17 protein-coding genes and 2 pseudogenes are annotated in these 20,189 nt (G+C 58.5%); 11 read left to right on the top strand and 8 right to left on the bottom strand.

The genetic code is table 11. The features are described 5' to 3' along the window. Positions 1-576 precede the first annotated feature (576 nt). Both PTE30175_RS12605 and PTE30175_RS12600 read right to left on the bottom strand, forming a co-directional pair. Entirely contained in the window at positions 577-1,500 is a 924-nt protein-coding gene (locus PTE30175_RS12605; protein ID WP_150697396.1) for a hypothetical protein, read from the bottom strand. A 2-nt stretch (positions 1,501-1,502) separates the two neighbouring features. After that, positions 1,503-2,330 carry a site-specific integrase gene (locus PTE30175_RS12600; protein WP_150697395.1) on the bottom strand — a complete coding sequence of 276 codons (828 nt, stop codon included), beginning with the start codon at positions 2,328-2,330 and terminating at the stop codon, positions 1,503-1,505. 419 nt (positions 2,331-2,749) lie between these two features. Here PTE30175_RS12600 and PTE30175_RS12595 point away from each other — a divergent pair, with 419 nt between their 5' ends. Both PTE30175_RS12595 and PTE30175_RS12590 read left to right on the top strand, forming a co-directional pair. Then, complete coding sequence (locus PTE30175_RS12595; protein WP_150697394.1) at positions 2,750-3,004, top strand: hypothetical protein; 255 nt, start codon at positions 2,750-2,752, stop codon at positions 3,002-3,004. A gap of 297 nt (positions 3,005-3,301) precedes the next feature. Further along, on the top strand, positions 3,302-4,057 hold the full coding sequence (locus PTE30175_RS12590) for a hypothetical protein (protein WP_150697393.1): 756 nt from the start codon (positions 3,302-3,304) through the stop codon (positions 4,055-4,057). Positions 4,058-4,187: 130 nt separating this feature from the next. Here the strand turns inward: PTE30175_RS12590 and PTE30175_RS28235 are convergent, their stop codons facing one another. Next, positions 4,188-4,340, bottom strand: coding sequence for a hypothetical protein (locus PTE30175_RS28235; RefSeq protein ID WP_191629024.1), 153 nt, complete (start codon positions 4,338-4,340; stop codon positions 4,188-4,190). Between the two features lie 206 nt (positions 4,341-4,546). Beyond that, the gene (locus PTE30175_RS28230) at positions 4,547-4,690 is read right to left on the bottom strand and encodes a hypothetical protein (protein WP_191629022.1); all 144 of its coding nucleotides are present in this window, start codon (positions 4,688-4,690) and stop codon (positions 4,547-4,549) included. Positions 4,691-5,004: 314 nt separating this feature from the next. Between PTE30175_RS28230 and PTE30175_RS12585 the strand changes: the two genes are divergently transcribed. Further along, positions 5,005-5,292 (top strand): porin, encoded by a 288-nt coding sequence (locus PTE30175_RS12585; RefSeq protein WP_150697392.1) that lies wholly within the window; start codon positions 5,005-5,007, stop codon positions 5,290-5,292. Positions 5,293-5,365: 73 nt separating this feature from the next. Here the strand turns inward: PTE30175_RS12585 and PTE30175_RS12580 are convergent, their stop codons facing one another. Next, positions 5,366-5,551: a hypothetical protein gene (locus tag PTE30175_RS12580; RefSeq protein ID WP_150697391.1), complete on the bottom strand. Its 186-nt coding sequence runs from the start codon at positions 5,549-5,551 to the stop codon at positions 5,366-5,368. Between the two features lie 502 nt (positions 5,552-6,053). Then, positions 6,054-6,197, bottom strand: a pseudogene (locus PTE30175_RS12575) (transposase); the annotation flags it as partial. Positions 6,198-6,642: 445 nt separating this feature from the next. Here PTE30175_RS12575 and PTE30175_RS12570 point away from each other — a divergent pair. The 4 genes and pseudogenes from PTE30175_RS12570 (at position 6,643) to PTE30175_RS12555 (ending at position 10,305) form a co-directional block, all read left to right on the top strand. Further along, on the top strand, positions 6,643-7,698 hold the full coding sequence (locus PTE30175_RS12570; RefSeq protein ID WP_150697390.1) for a hypothetical protein: 1,056 nt from the start codon (positions 6,643-6,645) through the stop codon (positions 7,696-7,698). Positions 7,699-7,792: 94 nt separating this feature from the next. Beyond that, positions 7,793-8,341: an AAA family ATPase gene (locus PTE30175_RS12565; protein WP_150697389.1), complete on the top strand. Its 549-nt coding sequence runs from the start codon at positions 7,793-7,795 to the stop codon at positions 8,339-8,341. Between the two features lie 127 nt (positions 8,342-8,468). Continuing rightward, positions 8,469-9,794 (top strand): annotated as a pseudogene (locus tag PTE30175_RS12560) (IS4 family transposase); the annotation flags it as partial. Between the two features lie 307 nt (positions 9,795-10,101). Continuing rightward, positions 10,102-10,305, top strand: coding sequence for a hypothetical protein (locus PTE30175_RS12555; RefSeq protein ID WP_150697388.1), 204 nt, complete (start codon positions 10,102-10,104; stop codon positions 10,303-10,305). A 107-nt stretch (positions 10,306-10,412) separates the two neighbouring features. Here PTE30175_RS12555 and PTE30175_RS12550 read toward each other — a convergent pair whose 3' ends face one another. After that, a complete protein-coding gene (locus tag PTE30175_RS12550; RefSeq protein ID WP_224788743.1) occupies positions 10,413-12,500 on the bottom strand; it encodes an AAA family ATPase in 2,088 nt (695 codons plus the stop codon). Between the two features lie 1,159 nt (positions 12,501-13,659). Then, positions 13,660-14,922, bottom strand: coding sequence for an IS701 family transposase (locus PTE30175_RS12545; RefSeq protein ID WP_150697387.1), 1,263 nt, complete (start codon positions 14,920-14,922; stop codon positions 13,660-13,662). Between the two features lie 109 nt (positions 14,923-15,031). Between PTE30175_RS12545 and PTE30175_RS12540 the strand changes: the two genes are divergently transcribed. The 4 genes from PTE30175_RS12540 (at position 15,032) to PTE30175_RS12525 (ending at position 19,878) form a co-directional block, all read left to right on the top strand. Further along, entirely contained in the window at positions 15,032-16,291 is a 1,260-nt protein-coding gene (locus PTE30175_RS12540) for a hypothetical protein (protein ID WP_150697386.1), read from the top strand. A 287-nt stretch (positions 16,292-16,578) separates the two neighbouring features. Next, a complete protein-coding gene (locus tag PTE30175_RS12535; protein ID WP_150697385.1) occupies positions 16,579-17,166 on the top strand; it encodes a recombinase family protein in 588 nt (195 codons plus the stop codon). Between the two features lie 267 nt (positions 17,167-17,433). Further along, a complete protein-coding gene (locus PTE30175_RS12530; protein ID WP_150697384.1) occupies positions 17,434-18,084 on the top strand; it encodes a hypothetical protein in 651 nt (216 codons plus the stop codon). A 33-nt stretch (positions 18,085-18,117) separates the two neighbouring features. Next, positions 18,118-19,878, top strand: coding sequence for a DUF262 domain-containing protein (locus tag PTE30175_RS12525; RefSeq protein ID WP_191629020.1), 1,761 nt, complete (start codon positions 18,118-18,120; stop codon positions 19,876-19,878). Positions 19,879-20,189 lie beyond the last annotated feature (311 nt).

Below are 20,189 nucleotides of genomic sequence, written 5' to 3'. Positions count from 1 at the left end.
CAACCCTGAAAAGTTGAGAAAAAAAGCAAGAGTGACGACGGCGAAATAGGTATCGAGATTGCGCTGAAAGCGTATGCGGATTTTGCCGAAACTGGCCGGCCAGACATGGGCGTTCCATAACCCGATGACGGTGACTGCCTTTCGCTGCTCTCGATGCCACGACGGGCCATACGCGCAGCGATTCGTCGTCGTTTCAAACACCCCAGTCAATTGCATGGTGTCTGCACAGCCGTTCAAAAAACGCCAGCAAGTCATGCCGCTGCTGAATCGATGCGCCTGGGTTTGGTTCTCATATGGGGGATTTTTGCAGAGCGAACGGAATCCCGTTTAATGCCACAGGATCGCGTACGTGAGGACGCCAGTTTTCTTGACGAGAGCGCCGCCTTCGCAGCAATGGCTCAAGCGGTTGCCAAAATTGTCATTAGTTCTCTGGCTTGCCATCCGAAGTCAAACGGTGCCCCTTACTTCCCGATGAGAGGCCTTGTTGGCGAGTCTTGGCCGCCCACCCATCTCTCGCGACCGCTGTGAACGAACGGCATTCGAGAAGTCTACATGGCGGGTCTCGACTCCGCGGTCTTATTGCTGGTCTTCGTCTGAATCTTTTCTAACGGTGAGTTGCTGATTGTCTCCGCCCTCTTTCCGGCGCTCTTGGCGCAGGCGCTGAATCACCAGCTTTCGCGCCACGGTCAGATCGATCTTCCCTGGGGGAAGATGCCTGACACGCGTAGGGGAAATCAGTGCTTCTGTGAGGTCACGAACGGTAAGTTTTGATAAGGGAGGGAGCAGGTCGTTACGGTGACTGTTTTCAAGCGCGAGGGTCGCGGCCCGTTTTGCCTGCAGAAGTTGGTCTTGCAAATGCGCCGGCGCACCGCTGCCTAACCGAGGCGACACTGGATCTGTGTCGCAATGACAGATTGTGCCGTCTGGTACCTTCGGGTCGAGCAACTGCGCTAGCAGTTGCTTCAATTCGGATGTGGAGTACGGGTAGATAACATCCGCAAGTTCTAGCGTCACCCGTTCGCTGTGACTTGGCACCGACGCCCACGGGCAGGCACCGATCACGTATTCATGTCGCTGCATGAATTCCCAGATTCTTCGGAAGAGACGAACAGAATCGAAATTGCGTGTGTCGGCGTGCTGGTCCAGCCATTTCTGGTATGCCGGCAGGCTGGGGATGCCGGATGCCGTTGGGTTGCCGCATTCAGTGAAAAACGTGCGCAACAGTTTCAGTTCATGCGCTCGCCGAGCATCCGCATGCCGGTCAGTTGGGCGAGGATTGCATTTCTGAAACTGACTCAGAAGATCCAAAGTGGACAGACCGTCAGGCCGCGTGGCTAGAAGCAATTGGCGTTGCAGCATCTGGTATTGTTCCAGCGCGTTCGCAAGATTTTTCCCCAGCGCAACCTCCTTGAATCCTGGCGCAGAAGAAAAATAGAAATAGGTGATCCCGCTGCGTTGACGACGGGCACGAAGGCTCGTTGGAAGATTCCCGATATCCATTATCAGCCCCTTACGGTGGTGTAGTGCAGCGTGATGTCTTTGCGGAAGTGCCCGACTTCTTGGGCGCACACTTCGAGACTTTCCAGAAATGTGAAGCCCTGCCCTTGGAGCTCGTTCAACCTACGTTGAACATAGCTATGTCGTAGGCCATGGATGCCAAAGGAGAAGCCGAGCGCCTTTTGCGATGCGCGAGTAAACGCAAGCGACAGCGCCTGTCCCGCCGCAAGATCGAAGGTTGGTGTGTAGGACTTCCTCCTGTCTGACACGATCGTAGGCCAGACGAACCGCAACTGGTTGATTTCTTCGTACATGACTTTAGGGATCGCGACACTTCTGGCCAGTCCTCCTTTTCCCACGGTGGTGCAGCGCACGAAGTTTGTGAGACCGGAAAATAAGTCGCTTCGCCATGGCCGGTCGGGCGATGGTGAGCACTTGTCAACGTCAGACAATGACAACAGCTCGAATGCCCGCATTCCGGTTGCCGAGATCAAGCGAGCCGACAAAGCGTGACGTTGACTCATCTGAGAGACGATGAGGTTGATCTCATCGTTTGTATACGCCCGGGATCGGACGAATGTCGGAACGGACGCGCGGTATCTCGGGAGCTCAATGCATAGAACCTTGTTCAGTGCCTGGCGGTGCTGGTCCAGCGTCTTCTGCTGCCACACAAGACTGTTCAGAAAGAGAAATTCGTCGGCTTCCGCTCGCAAGAATGGCCCCTCTGCCGGCACCTTGCCTGTTGAACGGAAGGCAAGAAAATTCGACACACAGTCTTCATAGACAACGGCGGTTTGACGTGAGCGGATCAGGTGCCGATGAGCGTCGCCCATCGCCTGCTTCTTAACGGAGTAGAGGCACGCATTTCTGATGAGACGTTGAGCGATCTTTCGATGGTTCGTCACGGCTTTGGTAGGCACATCCAGAGTTGGGCGAATTGATCGGAAATTCCCTGGAGGAATTCTGTCGATGCAAGGTATCCAACCCCGCACTTTCAGATAAGTAAGCCTCTTTGACACGCTGTGTCCAGCAATACGCCTCGATTTTTTGGGGCCGGTGATATTGGATGCGCTTGCGTCAAGGCTGCGTGCTTTGAGTATGGGACGGCACAGATTTTGAGGCGTTACGCTTGATTCCCCGCATCGCCCGTGAAATATTTGTCCCGGTCGAGGATGGGAGGTGAACGGTGTCGTGCGCGTTCGATGAAACTGATCTCGACACGCTTTTTCGGCAATCAAAAAAGGGAAAGAAGATGGAAGAAAAGAGTACGAAGCGGTTTCTGCCTAACCCTGCGCGCGTCACTGGTATATCCACCGGGCTTCTCCTGGAGAGCTTCGATCAGCTTGAAGGGTTTCTCCAGTTTTTAGAGCTGACTGAGAGCATGCTCAATGAGCTTCAAATGGAAATAATCAGTCGGTTCAAAAAAGACGCTCTGACGTTCTCGCAAGATATGCTCCTCGCAGAGAAAGATAGCGGGGAGATTGCGCGCCGAATTCGGGAGCGATAGGTTTTTTGAATAACGGCAGGGAAGCACAGACCGTTTCGCCTGGCGCGTTTGCCAGACCGATGCAGACGCCCGCGAATGTGACTGGTACTTGGGGAATGTGTCGACTCCAGACAAGGACTTCAAGGAAAAGCGCCCGCTCGAGGGGCGCCGACTTCGGACGCGGAATGAAGCGTTTGGGGGAGTATTTTGCGGCCGGCTGCCAGCGTGGACCCCCGGAGCATCACGAAAAACTAGCAGCGTACAGGCAGCGCAGGAATCAATCGCAAACCCGATCGATCAGGGCCCAAAGGAGTAACCGTGCCGGTAAAGATCCTCGTTATCCATTCGACCAGTCTCGTTGGCAAGAGCACTATCGTCGCGTCCCTGCTGCATCCGCAACTCAACTCGCCGGGCGTGTTCTCAGTCGAGACGCAAAACCAGGGGGCGGGCAGATACGGTATCGACGTCGTTCGCTATTGCGCCAGCAACTTCCAGCAGCTGTTCGATGACATTATCCTGGAACCCAATGACTTGATCGTCGATGTCAGCGCATCACAGTACTTCTACATCATGGATGAGTTCGACCGCGTTCGCGGTGCCATCAACGACTTCAATGTTGTGATCGTTCCGACGACGCCCGACGGCCGAGTTCAGGAGGATACTATCGGGGCGATCGAGATGCTCCGCAAGGTTGGGCTGCAACTGGAAAAGTTGCGCGTCCTGTTCAACCGCGCAACCGCCGACCAGGACAATGACCCGGATATCCAGTTTGAACGCGTCATCAGGTACCTGAAAGAGACCCCGGGGCTTTACTACTACGAAGGTCTCGTCGTCTACGAGAGTCCAATTCACGCAGATCTTCATGAAGAAGGTCTGTCCTTCCATCAGATGATGAACGACCGCACGGATTACCGCACAGCTCTGGACGAAGAGATAAGACGGGATCCGCGGGGGGCGGAGACAATTCGACTAGTTCGCACGCTCGCAATCCAGCGCACCGTGGCCAGCGTCAAAGAGAATCTTGATCACGTGTTCGCGGCACTCCGCCTCCCGGCTGTCAATGGCGAGACGTAGGCGTAAGCATGCTATTTGGTGGGCCGCGCAGCGCGTCGCACGGGTCTACTTGGCGCCCACCTGGAGTCACTTTGAGGCGGCGGGGATAGTGCCTGAGTGGCCATCCGCGCATTCTAGAATGTGCGAGAGTTCACGACGGTTGCGAGCGCGTAATTCGGCGATCTGCTTCCGCCAAGCCGGTATCACCATCCGCACGGATGGACGCGTCCATGTAGCCCGTGACCCCGGACTCGGTGATGGTTTTCAGAACTTCACGACCATTGGTTGCGATGAACTTTTTCATGATGGAATGACACGTCCGATTCACGGGTTCCAATACTTGTCTTTTGTCCAAGACGACTGCGCGAGCATTGTTGAATCAGTGTCTCATCCGCACCGTTTAAGCGGTGATCCGATGACCTAGAGATTGCTGACCTGGACCCCATGCCAGAGGATGACGAATATCTCGTTGCGGCCATCACTATGGCACGATGGCCGCTCGCCGCAGAGTCATTCCCCCAGCACCGCCCGCACCCCGGCCTCCACATCGGCGACCCGAATATCGGTCGTACGGTCCCGAATCCTGCTTAGCGCCGCCACGCCAAGTGTCTTGTCGAGGATCGCATCGGCATCGGCAATCGAGCGTCCAGTCACCGTCAGCCTCGTCAATGAACACGATCGCAGGCCGGAGGGCTGATTGAATTGCGCCGGACAAGTGCAACTACCAGATCGACGATGCCTCGCCTTAGCCGAATGTGCCAAGGCTGAGCGTCTCAAGCTAGAGGATGTGCTCGTCCGCCTTAACGCAAATATCTGTGCGTCGCACAGTTACTGTGTGTACAGAACGCCGTTTGCCGATTGCGGACCTCACATCAGAAAAAACTCTCGCGATGCTCTATTTTCAGAAAGGTACGTCTATCGACACTCGATGTCGTCTTCTCGCCGTTTCGTCTTGCGTTGCAGTGGGCATGGTGTTCGGCAGCACGCCGGAGCACGCTCATGACGGCGTCACGATATACGGCCTTATCTCAACCGGCTTCAACTACGTTGGCAACCAGAACGGACAGCCACTGTTCTCTGCGATGAGCGGCACGATGCAGGCACCGCGTTTCGGCGTGAAGGGCCGGGAGGAGCTGGGCGACGGAACGGCGGCGATCTTCCGGCAGGAGAACGGATTCAATGTATTGACCGGCGGTACATCGCAAAGGGGGCGCATGTTTATGCAGCGCGTTCGACCGAGTGGCGATGTCTGGTGATTGTTTGAACTCGGACAAACTCATCGCGCAAGAGTTGGCACCACCAAACATCGGGGCGGCCCCGTGAGACCTATTACGAGATGCGCTGAAGGTCGATGAGCTTTATCGGGACGAAGATCACATAGCCGGTCTGCGTCGCGAAGCCGGGCACCGACCAGCCGACCGGCGTGTGGAAGAACGCGAACGCGTTGGCCTGAATGCCGACTATGCTATCCGCCTCTTTGCGGCCCGTGACCCTCGCCAGATCATCCGGCGTCATCGGCTTGATCTGCTCCTTCAGCGGCTCCCAGGCGCCGTTGCTAAAGTCGGAGACGGTGTACTGATCGCCGTTCTTCTCAACCTTCAGAAGCGGCGTGACGGTATCGCCGTCCTTGACACCTCACGTACCGGCGAGCGGATCGCTCGAACCTGCACGGCCGCCACAGGCCGCGAGCATGAGAGCCATAACAACTGCACCCAGATACTTAAACATGAGTTTCCTCGATAAAGTAGAAACGCGCGGTATGGTTAGTGGGTTGGTTTTGAGCAAGCATGCCGCGCGATTCACGTTGCTCAGCGAATACGGAATTTATCCTGGTTCCTGGCTGATGCAAGCCAACCCGGCATGCGAGGTGCTGGTGCAAATAGGTAAGCTGGTTGAGAAGGTTCCTATTAGCAGGACATCCTCCAAGGAACTACACAGTTCCACACGAAGTTAACAGACCCACCGCAAGCACTGTTGCGTGTATACGTCAGCTCGCCCGACAAACTGATTTATGCAACAACGCCCCGTACTTGCCGCGCGAGTTGTAGAAGGTCGCTGTGCTGATGCCCAATTCCCTGCAAATCTCCGGCACCGCCAAACCTGCTTCCGCCCGCTTGAGCGCATTCATGATCTGGCTGTCCGTGAACTTCGACTTCTTCATTCTGTAGAACTCCCTTTGCTGGAATATTCTCCTTTCACGCTCGCTTGCTGGGCGGAGGGATTGCCCCTGACAAAGCAAGTTTTTTAAATTATTGATTTGTTTGATTTTTTCTATTCATGGCCTCTCTTTTTACGCCCGCTTGCGATTTGTGTGAATGGTGTGGTTGCTTTATAAAAACCATGTCAAATTCACCGACATTCGAAAAAATATAGCTAGGCGCATCACCCAAAATTCTCCTCACGCCGAAAGTTTTCGGCGCAACACTACGTGAGGAGTCTCCATGCGATCTGGAAAAATGTTTTTGCGTTGAATTAATTGCGACTGTCAAGATTTTTATGCGTTTTTTGAGTAATATGACAGCGAACCGGAAATTTTATACGCGAACATCGGAACGTAAATCGACAAAACCATTACCGTGCAACGCTGAGAAGGGGGCGCATCAGATATGAATCGATTTTCCGTGGAAAGAAAAGACACGCTCATTTCCGATTTTATCGGGCGTATGAGGGAGCATGGGAGCACGGCTAAGACATTTCGCGGCGCTTTGCGCTTTGCAAAGACTCACATGCCAGTTTGTATTCCGGGAATTGGGCATCTGAAACTGCCGGGCCGCGACCCGGTTACATCGACGGGGCGAACGATTGATTTTGACACGCAGTACAACCGCTCCCACAGTGAACGCATCAAGCGCCGCGCTTTGGCAATTTGCCTGCCCCTCGCTGGGGAGACGCCACTTGAGCGGATTCATCTTCGCCACAGCGTCTGCCGGAACGGAACACCGGACCTTCGTCGTGCTATCGAGACACTATCCATCGAAGCAGCAGAGCAACAGGTTGGCGCGATGCTCATTGAAAATTGGCCTTATCGCCAGTCGGAAAGTTCTTGGGCCGGTGGTGAGCATTCGGTCGCCATCAAGATTGCAGAAATACCCGATGCTACCGGTACAAGCAGACGTGTGTGGTCGGCTAACGGCAAATGGTCGGGCAACAACAGCGCCGCGCACCTAAGCATCACCGAGCGGTGCCTGCACCAACTCGGCGCCAATCTCGTAGTTGGCCGGCTGGTGACGCTTGACGCCGGGCGGATAGGGCCTCGCGAATATAAGGCAGTCTGGGCGGAGCAGGGTCGCGGCTTTGGGCTGAAGGTGGTCGAGGGCTGGATCATCCGGGGATACCACGTCGCTGGCGGGACGGAGGTGGCGGCTCGCAGGAAAGCATCAACTGCTCGTCGAGCAAGACTCGACTCACTTCTTGCCGCACGCAGGCGCTATCGACTTGGTGATGACCGGCACGATTTGGCGTCGGTGACCGTGACGCCACTTGACAGCCTTGCAGTAGGGAACTGCCGTAGCGGCACGAGCTCGTTTATCAAGAAGTTCGACCACCAGATTGCGGGCCGTTCAGCGGTGTCAGGTGCAGAGTTGCTGGAGTGGCGCGACGACAGCTATACCAGGGCCGCACTTTCAGCCGCCTTGGCGCGGACGCGCTCAAAAGATTTCTGAGCGCATATAAGTAACCGGCCGGCAATGCGCGCGTAGACATGCTAGTCTAGCCAGCCTTAGCATATTGTTAATGCCCAAAGAAACGTGTAATTCCATGCATATTGAAATTCCTGAACTGAGCTTGGTCATGCTGGTCGGCGCCTCTAGTGCCGGCAAGTCAACCTTCGCACGAACACACTTTCTACCAACTGAGGTCGTCTCATCTGACCGCTGCCGTGCGATTCTCTCGGATGACGAAACCGACCAGACAGTCACCAGGGATGCGTTCGAACTCCTGCACACCATCGTCGAGAAACGGTTGAAGCTCCGCAGATTGACGGTAGTGGATGCGACGAACGTTCAACCTGCGTCGCGAAGAAAACTTATTGCGATTGCACGGGCGCATAACGTCGACAGCGTGGCAATCGTCTTTGATCTGCCTGAGGACGTTGTGATGAAACGCCATGCCGCACGGACTGACCGCGATTTTCCCGTTCATGTTATCGGTCGGCAGCGGCTTGAACTGTCGAGGTCGTTTCATGGACTGCAGGACGAGGGCATCCGATTTGTACACGTTTTCGCGCAAGCGAGTGATGTTGACGCGGTCACGGTCGGCAGGGCACGTCCGCTGCAGGAGGAAGCCCATCATGGAAGAGGGGCTTGAATGCACCTCATTACACACAACTTCTGGCGGCTGGTGCTCCGCAGAAAGTCGTTTACGGTCAATGACATAGCGGGTGGGGTTGTAAACTCTTTCGGATTGTCGTTCACTCTTGCATTTTGGCCGGCACATGCAGCAAGAGGAAACGAGTTGGGCAGCGACAGAATTCAAGGACATTGACTTGGGCGACCAGCGCCTGAACAAACGGGCCGTGCTGCTAGCGGAGCGGCTCGCAGAGAAGCCGACGGCAAGCATACCCAGCGCATGCGGCGGGTGGGCGGAAACGGCTGCGGCGTACCGCTTCCTGGCTCAGGATGAACTGGACTGGCGCGACATTCTGGCGCCCCACTGGCAGAGTTCTGCGGAGCGGATGCGAGCTTGCGAAGTGGTGCTATGCATCCAAGACACCACGGAGCTGGACTTTAACGGCCAGACCATCACAGGCTTGGGACCGCTGTCGTATGAGGCGCAACGCGGGCTGTATCTGCACCCGACTTACGCGGTGACGCCATCGCGCGAACCGCTGGGCGTGCTTGACGCCTACATGTGGGCGCGCGAGCCGAAGGGTGCGGATGGCGTGCGCCCCGGCATCAAGGAAAGTACCCGCTGGACCGAAGGGTATGAGCGGGTTGCCGAACAGGCGGCTGCACTGCCGGCCACGCGACTCGTCTATGTGGCTGACCGGGAATCGGACATCATGGCGCTGATGGTCAAAGCAAAGGAGTTGGGCCACCCGGCGGATTGGCTACTGCGCTCGCAGCACAATCGCACCTTACCTGGCGGCGGCAAGCTGTGGGACAAAGTGACTGCGGGTGAGCCAGTGGGCAGGATTCACTTCACGCTGGCAGCCCGTCAGGCTCAGCCTGCGCGCGCGGTACGGCAGCAGGTGTGGGCGCAACGTGTCGCGTTGCCTGATGCTGCAGGCGGCGTGGTGAGTGCCACTTGCATCGTCGCCCGGGAGGTCGACCCGCCGGCAGGCGTCAAGCCGATTGAATGGCGACTGCTGAGTAATCGCGAGGTGGACGACCTTGACGCGGCAGCGCAGCTTATTGACTGGTACCGCGCGCGTTGGGAGGTGGAACTATTCTTTCACGTGCTCAAGAACGGCTGTCGGGTCGAGGCGTTGCAACTCGCATCGATGGCACGGCTTGAGCGTGCCTTGGCGCTGTTCATGGTGGTGGCATGGCGTATCGCTCGGTTGATGCGACTGGGTCGAACTTGCCCGGACCTGGATGCCGGGCTGCTGTTCGAGCGGGATGAATGGCGCGCGGCGTTCATTCTCAACAAGAAGAAACCGCCGAAGACGTCACCGCGTCTGAATGAGGTCGTGCGCTTGGTCGCCATGCTCGGCGGCTTCCTGGCGCGCAAAGGCGACGGCGAACCCGGAGTCAAGACCATCTGGCAAGGCCTGCAGCGAGTGATGGATTTCGCCGCCGGCCTTAGGTACGCCCGAGAACTGGGCGACCGACTTGTGTGTAATCAAATGCCTCAAAGGATCGTGGAAATTATGTTGAGCTCGCGTAAGCTGAAATTGCCGCCGGACCGCTTGCGGCGAGGCTGTTGCGGCAAAAGCTCATGCTACTTCACATAATCACGCACTTTGCATAATCGGCCTTGTACTAAACCGCTGACGCGGTAGTGGTGTGGAGTCGATGTCAGTGCCTGGCGTTCGGCCCAGGCGGTAAGTTGACGCTGTACGAGAGCAAGCTGTCGGCGAAGGCAGGCGATCAACGCACTCGATGTGGGAGCAAGGAGAACGCTCGATGATTCAGGTCGACCATGTCGGTATCGCTGCTCGCGACGTGAAGTCGTCCGCGTACCACCTTGACGAAATTCTTGGGATCGGCAAGCCCATTGTCGGCGGCGTTAACGGCGATATGTACCGGCTCAACTTCGGACACGGCACCTTCGTGCTTTTCAACCCGGCCGAGGCCACCTCTGTCTCATACCGGCCGTTGAAGTGGTGATCCCCCACCGCAACGACCGAAAGACAGCCAAACGAGACCCCGTGCCAACTGATGACCATTCCCACGACGCGGTCGTCACCATGGCACGATGGGCGCCCAACACAGCATCATTCCCCCAGCACCGCCCGCACCGCCGCCTCCACATCCGCCACCCGAATATCGGTCGTACGGTCCCGAATGCGACGCAGCACCGCCACGCCAAGCGTCTTGTCGAGGATCGCGTCGGCATCAGCAATCGAGCGCCCCGTCACCCGCCTGTGCAGGAGGTCGACCGCCTCGGACTGCACCCGCCAGCGATTGCCCAGCTTCTTCCTGAGGGCCCCGCGCACATAGCCTGCCATCGCTTTGGGCCCCGGCACGGCGAAGGTGACTTTCTCCTCGAAGCGCCCACCCCGCAGGGCGGCCGTGTCGATGCGATCGTAGAAATTGGTCGCGGCAATGAACATCACGTCCCGCATGCGGCCCCCGGCGCCGTCCATGGTCGTGAGGATCCTCTCGGTCAACATCCCATAGTTCGTGTGCCGCCGGTCCTGCAGGATACCGTCCGCCTCGTCAATGAACACGATCGCCGGCCGGATGTCGCACGCTTCCCGGTAAAGCTTGTCCCAGGAGCGCGGCTCGGCGATGATCTGCGCGCCGGTGAGCTGGAGAAACGCCCAGCCGCTCGCCTTGGCCAGCGCCATCGCCGCCTGCGTCTTGCCGGTGCCCGGCGGGCCGGTAAAGATGAGCCCACGGGGCAGGCTCGCCCCCAGCTGCTCCAGCCGCTCGGCCTGCTCCATCTTGAATGCCAGATCCCGCAGCAGATCGCGAGAGGCTTCGGGCATGATGATGTCCCCGATCGCCTTGACGTGTTCCGGCAGTTGCCCCCGGCGGCCCTGCAGCAGGCGCATCGCCTGCATGCCGATGTCAAACGTGACCGGTCCCCTGAATCCCCCATCCCGGCGCAGCTCGCGCAACTGGCCTCCCAGGGCAGACAGGCGGGCCGCACTGAACCCCTCCCACCGGCCCGCGAGCGCCTGGATGGCCGACCGGTCGATGAAGTCTGCCCCCAGTTCGTCCCCAATCGCGCGGTCGAGCAGTGCCACGCGGGCCGTCAGATCCGGGGCCGGGATTTCAATCTTGAAGTCGAACCGGCCGTCGCGCTTGCCGGCCCCATCCAGCGCGTCCAGCGCATTGGTGGCCGCCACCAGGATGACCCGTGAACCGCGCAGGGCGACGATCTCGGTGAGCATGACATTGGTCAGATCCCGATCCATCGCGTGCGCCCCACCGTCGCGGGCCTTGATGAACGAGTCGATCTCATCGACAAAGAGGACGCAGGTGCCGACCTTGCGCGCCGCAGCAAAGACTGCCTTGACCTTCTGGGGTGTTTCGTTGACCCACTTGGAGGCGGTATCGCCATAGGCAATCGCGAGGAAGGGCACGCCGAGCTGACCCGCCAGGGCCTCGGCAAACAGGGTCTTGCCGTTGCCCGGCTCACCGAAGAGCAGGATCCCGTTACGTGGCCGGACCTGCGCCTCGATGATGTCCTGCGCGGCGCCGAACAGGCGTTTCTTGGTCTCGGTCATGCCGACGACGTCAGCGAAGGTGTAGCGGGCCTCGCGCACGTTGTCGCTGAAGTCATACTCCGGCGCAGCGGGCTGCACGGCCCGTTGGGCGCGAGGTGCCGAGGCGGTCGGCGGCGGGGCAGGGACCGCAGGAGCCACGGGGGCGACTGGAACCCTGGGCACGACGGACGCCGAAGGCGCTACCGGTACTGCAGGCGCTGCCGGTGCGGGGGCTGCAGCTGGCGTGGCCGACGGTACCGAGGGGCTGATCTTGATGGCCAGCGGTATCCAGACCTGGGCGCCAACGATCTCCATGGATGGAACGATTGCAGTGCGATGCAGGTGCCAGAGCCTGATGCCGGCGACGGTCAGTACCAGTACCGCGGGAATGCTGAACAGAGACCGCTCGTATCCTAGGGGCACCAGGCTCAGGCAAAGCACAAGGAATGCGACCCACGTCCAGCCGCGCACGCGAGGGTTGGGCAGCCAGATGAGCGCGGCCGCAACGACGGTCGCACCCAGCACGGTGCCGTTTCGGAGAGCGCCGGCGTGAGCCAGGCCGGGTAATTGGGTGAGCACGGCAGTCAGGCTGGCCAATACTGCGAGAAGGCGGATGCGCTGGAGGGAGCGGGAGTAACGCTGTTTCATAGGGACCTCGGCATTGTGGTGGTCGACGGGGCGCGGCCTTGGCAGAACCGCGCTTCCTGAGGTTCAGTGTCCAACCCGATTGCGCCGATGCAAGTCGGCTTCGAGATGCGGATGTGGGGATAGTTGCGGCTTCAACGCACTCGTTGGGGCCCGAGCCACGTCCGCATCTTCGATGCCAGGCCTGGGGGACTTCCGTCGGTATGGCGGCGTCGATGGGGACGGTAACGCGGCCTTGGAGCCACCGAACGACCTGCCGGCCGTTCGGTTTTGTGATGTGCCTCGGTCGTCCCCAAGCCAAGGGACCGGAATCCGCGGGGGGCCGCAGGGTCTCACTTGCGGCGCCGGCGACGTGCCCACTGGATCGCAGCCATCAGGGGCCGGAGGTAGTCGCGCAGGCTCTGGCGCAGTTCATCGAGAAAGATCTGCCATAAGCGGGGTTGCCGGTTCATCACAAAGCGCTCCTGAAATGAAGGACGAGGCCGTCGGAGACGGTGGGGCGTCACGCGAGATTGCGTGGCCGAGGGGCTTCGGATGTCAGATCAGGCAGGTGGAGGGCGATTTACCGCCGTGTGGCTGGACAGCGCAGAGAACGACCGGCACCTGCCTGGGCGTCCGCGTCGAAGCCACAGGGCAGGCTCAACATCTCATCGAGTTTTGCGGATGCAAGTCGCAGTCACAAAACAACCCATTCAGCAGTTCAACACGCCTGGAATGCCGTCGGCGATGGTCGGCCCCGACGCGATTCGCGAGGGCGTCAATCTGCATCTGGTTTCCTTGGCATCGGGACCAAGGGCCGATCAGTCGAAGAGCTTGCGCCGGACATGGGGGCTGAAGTCTCGAGCCCGATTGGCGCGGGCGCCGACGCACCGAGTCATACCGCCCATCACCACTGATGAGTTTTGCCCTGGCCGTTGGGGAGGTTCAAACCATACGGCCAGGCACCATTTCAGACGAGCGGCTCCGCTGAAAGGGCTGTCATAGTCGGCTGATTGAATTGCGCCGGACAACCGCAACTATCAGATCGACGATGTCTCGCGTTGGCCGAATGTGCCAAGGCTGAGCGTCTCAAACTGGGGGACGTGCTCGTCCGCCTTAGTACTACAGCCGTGGATGCAAGGACACTGGGGGGCACACATCCATGTTTTCGGTAGTGGCACTACTAGGCGCGGTACTGGTGTCGGCGCCGCCATGCCGACCAGGACAACACGTACGCGATAGAGTGAGCGCCGCGCCACAGGATGCGGCAGAGCAGCCGGCGGATCTCCTGCACACTGAGCGGCACCAAACCTTCAGGTGTTATTTTGCCGCGCACCCGCAGGGTGACGAGTACCGCATGGGCCAGCAGGGCCAGCGTGATGTGGCGATACCAGCCCTGCCATCGGCGCACCTCGTACTGATCGAGTCCGCATTCGCCTTTGGTCGCCTCGAAGCCGGTCTCGATTTCCCGCCTGCGGCCCGCGACGTTCACCAGGGCTTGTCGTGTGGCCTTACTGCGCGGCGCGTATACGACGCAATACGCATGTTCGCGTTCCTCGTCCAGGCTGCGTCGCACCAGCAGGTAATGCCCGAAGCGACGCTCCTCTTCGGTGATCTGCAAGCGCCACAGCGGAGTCAGCGCCCAGTCATACAGGCGCTCGCCCTTGGCGCCGGCACCCGCTGACACGCGGCGCCATGCTCTTGCCGGCAGGGCTTGGGCGATCCGGTCTGCCCGTACGTAGTCTGGACCTTTCCACCACAGGGGTTCGTTCTTCGCGATGGCCAGCACGAAAGACTGGTCGCGCGACTCGAGCCACAGCCGCAGCTGGCGGTCACCGCCGTAGACTTCATCCCCCGTGACCCAGCCGCACGGCACCCCTGCGTCCAGCGCCCGCTCGAGCATGCGGCGCGCAAGCTGCGGCTTCGTTGCAAACTCCACCGATCCGGGAATGCCCGCTGCCTCGCAGCGCACACGGTCATCGGTCCACGCCTTGGGCACATACAGTTCGCGGTCGATGAATGCACTGCCGCCACGACCAGCATAGCAGAGGAATACGCCGATCTGCCTGTTCTCGATACGGCCTGCCGTGCCACTGTACTGGCGTTGAACACCGGCCGAGTGCTGTCCCTTCTTGATGAAACCGGTCTCGTCCACAATCAGCACCGCGTCACGCTCGCCCAGTTCTTCGACTACATAGCTGCGCAGCACATCGCGAGCGGCATCAGCGTCCCACTGTGCCCGCTCCAGCAGGTGCTGTACGCCATCGGGTGTCGCTTCGCCGATCCATTCGGCGAGTTGCCAGCCGTTCTTGCGCTCGACTGTACCCAGCAGGCCCTTCAGGTATGCGAGCGACCGCTGTCGGGGCTCTGGACGCCTGAACAGTTCCCCGAGCCGCTGGTGCAGTACCTCCAGTTCACGCTCCCACGCTTTTGCAGTCGAATGAATAGTTTAGACGTGAAGTATTGCTAATTAATATAAGTATAGTAAAAAAATCTACGGCTGTAGTACTAGGCTATATTGCTCGTTTCGGCTTAGCAACAAGGCTCCCGGCAAAATGGATATTTTCGGTGTTATAGAAAAATGGAATCTTGATCGTCCCAACCTTGATTTCAACAGATTCAGTCGGAAAGCCGCAGGGCAAATGGCCGATGACATCCAAAATTGTTATTTGAAAGCCTTGCCGCCATCGGTAGGACGCTTCAATCAGAGTCTTTTCACAGCGACAGAGATTGTCGAAGGCAGGAAGCGCACGGAAGAGCTTGCGTTACCTCTGCTGTTCTCGAAGCAGGTCATGTTGCCGGACCCGCTGTACAGTCTGTTGGCACCGCGCGCTTCGGCGCTATGGAAGCGTTTGCCGGAAAGTGGCAACAAGAGCTATTCCAAAACCCCTCAAATAATATCGTCGTGGAAGAACTATTGGTCCACTGACGTATCCGAGCGCTTCGCGTTCCTCAACTCGACGCTGCCACCGCTGGTCGCGCAGTTGCTTAAGCTTCGACCTATGACCGACGCTGGGCATATCGTCCTTCAACCTTGGGAGGTCGCGGTGGAACCCGAAGTTGAATTACTCAGGAAGTCGGTCGTTGATCTGCTGAAGAAGCCAGATGTGATCAAGGAAATTACGCAACGGTTTGAACAGGCCAAATATTCAGCTGGCGTGCGTCTTGGCCCGATCGGCCTCCAAGTCGCTGAGGACTCGCCATCACAAGGACTGCTGAAGGGCGATCCGATGTGGTTCGGAGACAAGGCAGAAATCCTAGTAATAGGATTCATACATTCCATCGTTGCCAGCAGATATTCATCGAGTCTTTTTGATACGTTACCGGGCGACCGGCTCGTTTACGACTATGTGCGAACGGGTGGAATCCTTAAACCGAAAACTGATCAGATCGTCAGTTCCGTAAAGGTTCCGAATCTGTCGGAAGCGCTTTGGGACGACATTATCGCAATCAAAAACGATTCTGAGCTGCTGAGTCAACTCAAGGATGCGATTGCCGAGGTCGCGTACTGCAATGACGACGACCAGAAGGTGCTCATCAAGGAGGAAATCACGAGCATCGCATCAAAGCTGAAGGCTGAAACGGCTCTGAAAAAGTACGCCAGGTTTTCCGTCTCGGACTTCGGTGTCGGGCTGATTTCCGGCACCGTATCGAATGCAATGACCGGCTCTACCACTGCGATCGCAGCGACAGCTGCCGCTGTCAGCGCAGGCATGTCATTCGGGTACAAGCTCGTTTCGGAATATTTCGGGGCAGAGAACAAGAGTTTGCGGCGGCGCAGGGATGTGATTGTCCGCATCAACCACAAGCTGTAATTCCCGGTCGCGGGTCATGCTCGACGGCTTGAGGCCCGGAGACGGTCGCGATGTGCGTTGCGTGGGCAATTCCCGCTAAAGCGGATGTACAACGGCAGTTCGACCTTCGAAAGGCGACATTCGAAGGTTGATCGCTCGTAAGTCCGCTCAGGGTCGGGGGCAGCCGCTCCCCGTGTCCGGAAACGGTCCCTTTTGAACACCCGCTCACTCCCTGTCCAAAAATCTGCTTGACACCATTTCGTACTTCCCTAAAGTTCCGTACAGGCTTTTTGGACGGGAGAATATGAATGAGCCGGGTGTTTGCCTACTGCCGTGTATCTACGGCAGATCAGACCACAGAAAACCAAGTGCGCGAGATACACGCGGCCGGCTTCAACCTTGAGCCTCGCCGGGTGATTTCCGAATGCGTCAGTGGCTCAGTAGCGGCGAACTTGCGCGCGGGGTTCGCGAAACTGCGCGACCGGTTGGAAGCCGGCGATGTTTTGGTGGTGACGAAGCTGGACCGGCTCGGGCGCAACGCAATGGACGTTCGGGCGACAGTCGACGAGCTTGCGCGCGCCGGTGTCCGTGTTCATTGTTTGGCTCTGGGGGGCGCAGACCTCACGAGTGCTGCCGGCAGGGTGACGATGTCGGTCTTGGCGGCAGTCGCAGAATTTGAGCGGGACTTGCTGCTGGAGCGCACAGCGGCAGGCATTGCGCGCGCCAAGGCGGCAGGTATGTCACTCGGGCGCCCAAGGTCACTGACCGCGAAGAATGAGCGGTTGGTAAGAGAGCGTCTCGTGGAGGGCGCACCGATTGCCGCTATCGCTCGCGAACTGGGTACAAGTAGGCAAACCGTAATGCGTGTAAGAGCGAGGTTTGACGGGGAGCTATGACGTTAATATGGGGGGCGTTGTAGTGGGGAGCGTGCACTGACGGCGTGTCCGATTCAAATCCGGCTCGCGAAGTAATCCGAAGATGGCCAGCTAGAATGCCGAAAAAACGGTGTGTGCTTACTTCGTGCAACCAGTTGCAAAATCGTAGAATCCAGACTTGTGATTAATTCAGTGCTGCCTAGCGCATCACCGAGGCGGAAATTGCGGCGCCACTTCTGACTATCCCAGGGGGTGGCGCAAATGCCCATAATACAGACCACATACAACATGAAAGCGTCGGAAGCGATCCAGCAAATACTGACGGATGTAGCGAGCGCTAAAGCGAACGGGAACCAGCAGATTATCATCGCCAACCTTGAGGCGTATTTGGCCTCGGCGTTAACGAAAGCTCAAGCCGAAGAGTCATCCGCCGGCGCCGAACAGATCACCGAGGCCGAGCATAATCTGGAAGTGTGGAAGGCGCAGCTTACCGCTAGCACTAACCACAGCATCGAGATGTTCAAGTCGGTAATCGAGGCGGGACAGACCGCTCTTCGTTCAGCAATTGTTATCAATGGAGGTGCTGCGGCCGCGCTGCTCGCTTTCGCCGGAAACGCGATCACCAAGGGGCAGTCGTTGTCAGGTGACCCCCTCCTGTCCAAGGTCGGCCTCGGTCTCGGGTGGTTTGTTGCCGGAATCGGCTTCGCTGGTTTCGCCACCGGCCTGCGGTATTTGGGCCAGTTTGCCTATTCCGCGTGGCATGCCAATCGGCAAAGGAGCTACGCGAGGGTGATCGGCGACGTGATTAATTGTATGACTATCGCCTTAGGCATCGCATCATTCACAACCTTCTTCATCGGTGGTTATTCGACCTACTCCGCTATCGCTAAGCCCAGCGAGACGCCGATTACCTATGTAACTCCGCAGCGGGGAGGGTAGCGTCAGATTGGGCCCGAGGGCTGACGAAGGAGTGTGGCGTATCCCATCCGACAATTCTTAAGGTGTGAAATGAGTTCAAGCAAAAAAGGCCAGATCGAGAGCGCCAAGATCGTCATCGGCGATGTGTTTTCGCGCTTCTGGTTCCGCATTCCCGACTATCAGCGTGCCTATGTGTGGGGCAAGGACGAGATCTCCGAACTGATCGATGACGTGAATTACGCCAGTGAACACAACCCGGAGGGGCAGTATTTCCTGGGCTCGATGGTGCTGCGCAAGGCCACACGCACGTCGGACGGCGTGAGCTTTGAGGAATACGAGTTGCTAGACGGGCAGCAACGCCTGACCACTCTGATGCTGATGCTCGCTTGCATTCGCGACCGGGTGACGGATGCCAAGCTCAAGGGCGCGTGTCGCGAGATGCTGTTCCAGGAAGAAAACAAGTGGAAGAAGATTCCTGGCCGCAACCGCATTGTTTATGACATCCGCGACAATGTTGGCACCTTCATTGAAAGGTACATCAAGGCCGATGGTGGTTCGCGCAGCGCGGACCTGCCAGGCATCGCGGCCAGCAAGAACCTGTCGCTGGCCAATATGGCGGCGGGCATGCAGACCATTCATGCCAGCATCGATGGCGCCGAGCGCTTCCCCAGTGCAGCCGACTTTGACCGCTTTGTCGGCTTTCTGCTCAACAACGCGCTGTTCATCTATGTGGCCACGGAGGATCTGGACGATGCCTTCCGTCTCTTTACGATCCTCAACGACCGAGGTATTCCCCTGTCGAACAGCGACATCCTAAAGGCAAAAAACCTGGGCGCGATCACCGGGGAGAAGGATCGCGGCAAGTGGGCCGAATACTGGGAAGAGGTCGAGGGCGAGATGGGCCGCGACGAGTTCGACCGTTTTCTGTCGCTCGTGCGGACCATTTATGTCAAGGACAAGGCGCGCGAGGGCCTGCTCAAGGAGTTCGATGAACGGATCTATGGCGCCAAGCCGCCGCTGCTGGCGCTGGGCACGGACACCTTCGGTGCTGTCAAGGCCCACAAGGATGCCTATGACGAGGCCATCCAGTTCGAAGGCCAGCCAGCCAGCTTGGGCAATGCCTACCGCAACCGCATCAACGTGATGCGCCGGGGGCTTCCGGCCACGGACTGGATTCCGCCAGTGCTGGCCTGGTATCGCAAGTTCAAGGCACAGAGTCTGATCGACCTGATCGAGCGCATCGACAACAAGTTTTCAGCGGACTGGATTCTCCAGCTCACGCCCACTCAGCGCATCAGCAACATGAACGATGTCCTCAAGGCCATTGAAGCGGCTGCGACCCCCGACGGCGTCCTATCAAGCAACGTTTTCGACTTCGATGACAAGCTGCTGGCGACCCTGCTCGACGGCGCCATCTATGGTCGGCGTTTCGCTAAGTACGTACTGCTGCGCCTGGAGTACCTGCTGGCCAGCCACGCCGCTCCGCTGAATCTGCCTGACGAAATCAGCGTAGAGCACATCCTTCCGCAAACCCCGGGCAAAACCAGCCAATGGCTCAAGGACTTCACTGAGGAGCAAAGGGAGTCGTGGCTGCACCGGCTCGGCAATCTGACGCTGCTGTCGCGTCGGAAGAACACGTCGCTGGGCAACCTGGACTTCGCGGACAAGCGGGTGCGGTACTTCGAGGATCGCGTCGAGAGTCTGCCGAATTCTCAGCGCCTGCTGGCATCGGGCACGTTCGCGCTGGCTGACTTGGAGGCGCGTCACAAGGATCTGCTGGACCGGCTGGCTGAGTCTTACGGGGCTAAGCCATGACTGATGACTAGCGCGCGCTAATCCGCAACAGTACCACCGAGTTCCTGATATTCACCGGCCAGGCCGGTGAGCAGAGCATTAAGGCGTGCTATGAGGAGCCCGCAACGGTTCAGGCGCAGAGGAATGCTAGTGGATCAGCTATAGCAATTGGCCGGGTCTGCAGGTCCGCCTCCGCCCCCGGCCTGAGTCCCTCGAAAGGCAACAGGAACCTCGAACCGATGACAGCGCTCGGGATGAAATCCGTGTGGACGCTCACTTCGTGCAGCAGGTTGCAAATTTTGACTGGTACACAGGTGCTGGTACACAGGTGC

It is taken from the genome of Pandoraea terrae (assembly GCF_902459695.1).
Taxonomy (GTDB): Bacteria; Pseudomonadota; Gammaproteobacteria; order Burkholderiales; family Burkholderiaceae; genus Pandoraea; species Pandoraea terrae.
The sequence above is the reverse complement of the archived record's forward strand: the minus strand, read 5'-3'. Positions and strand labels throughout refer to the sequence as shown.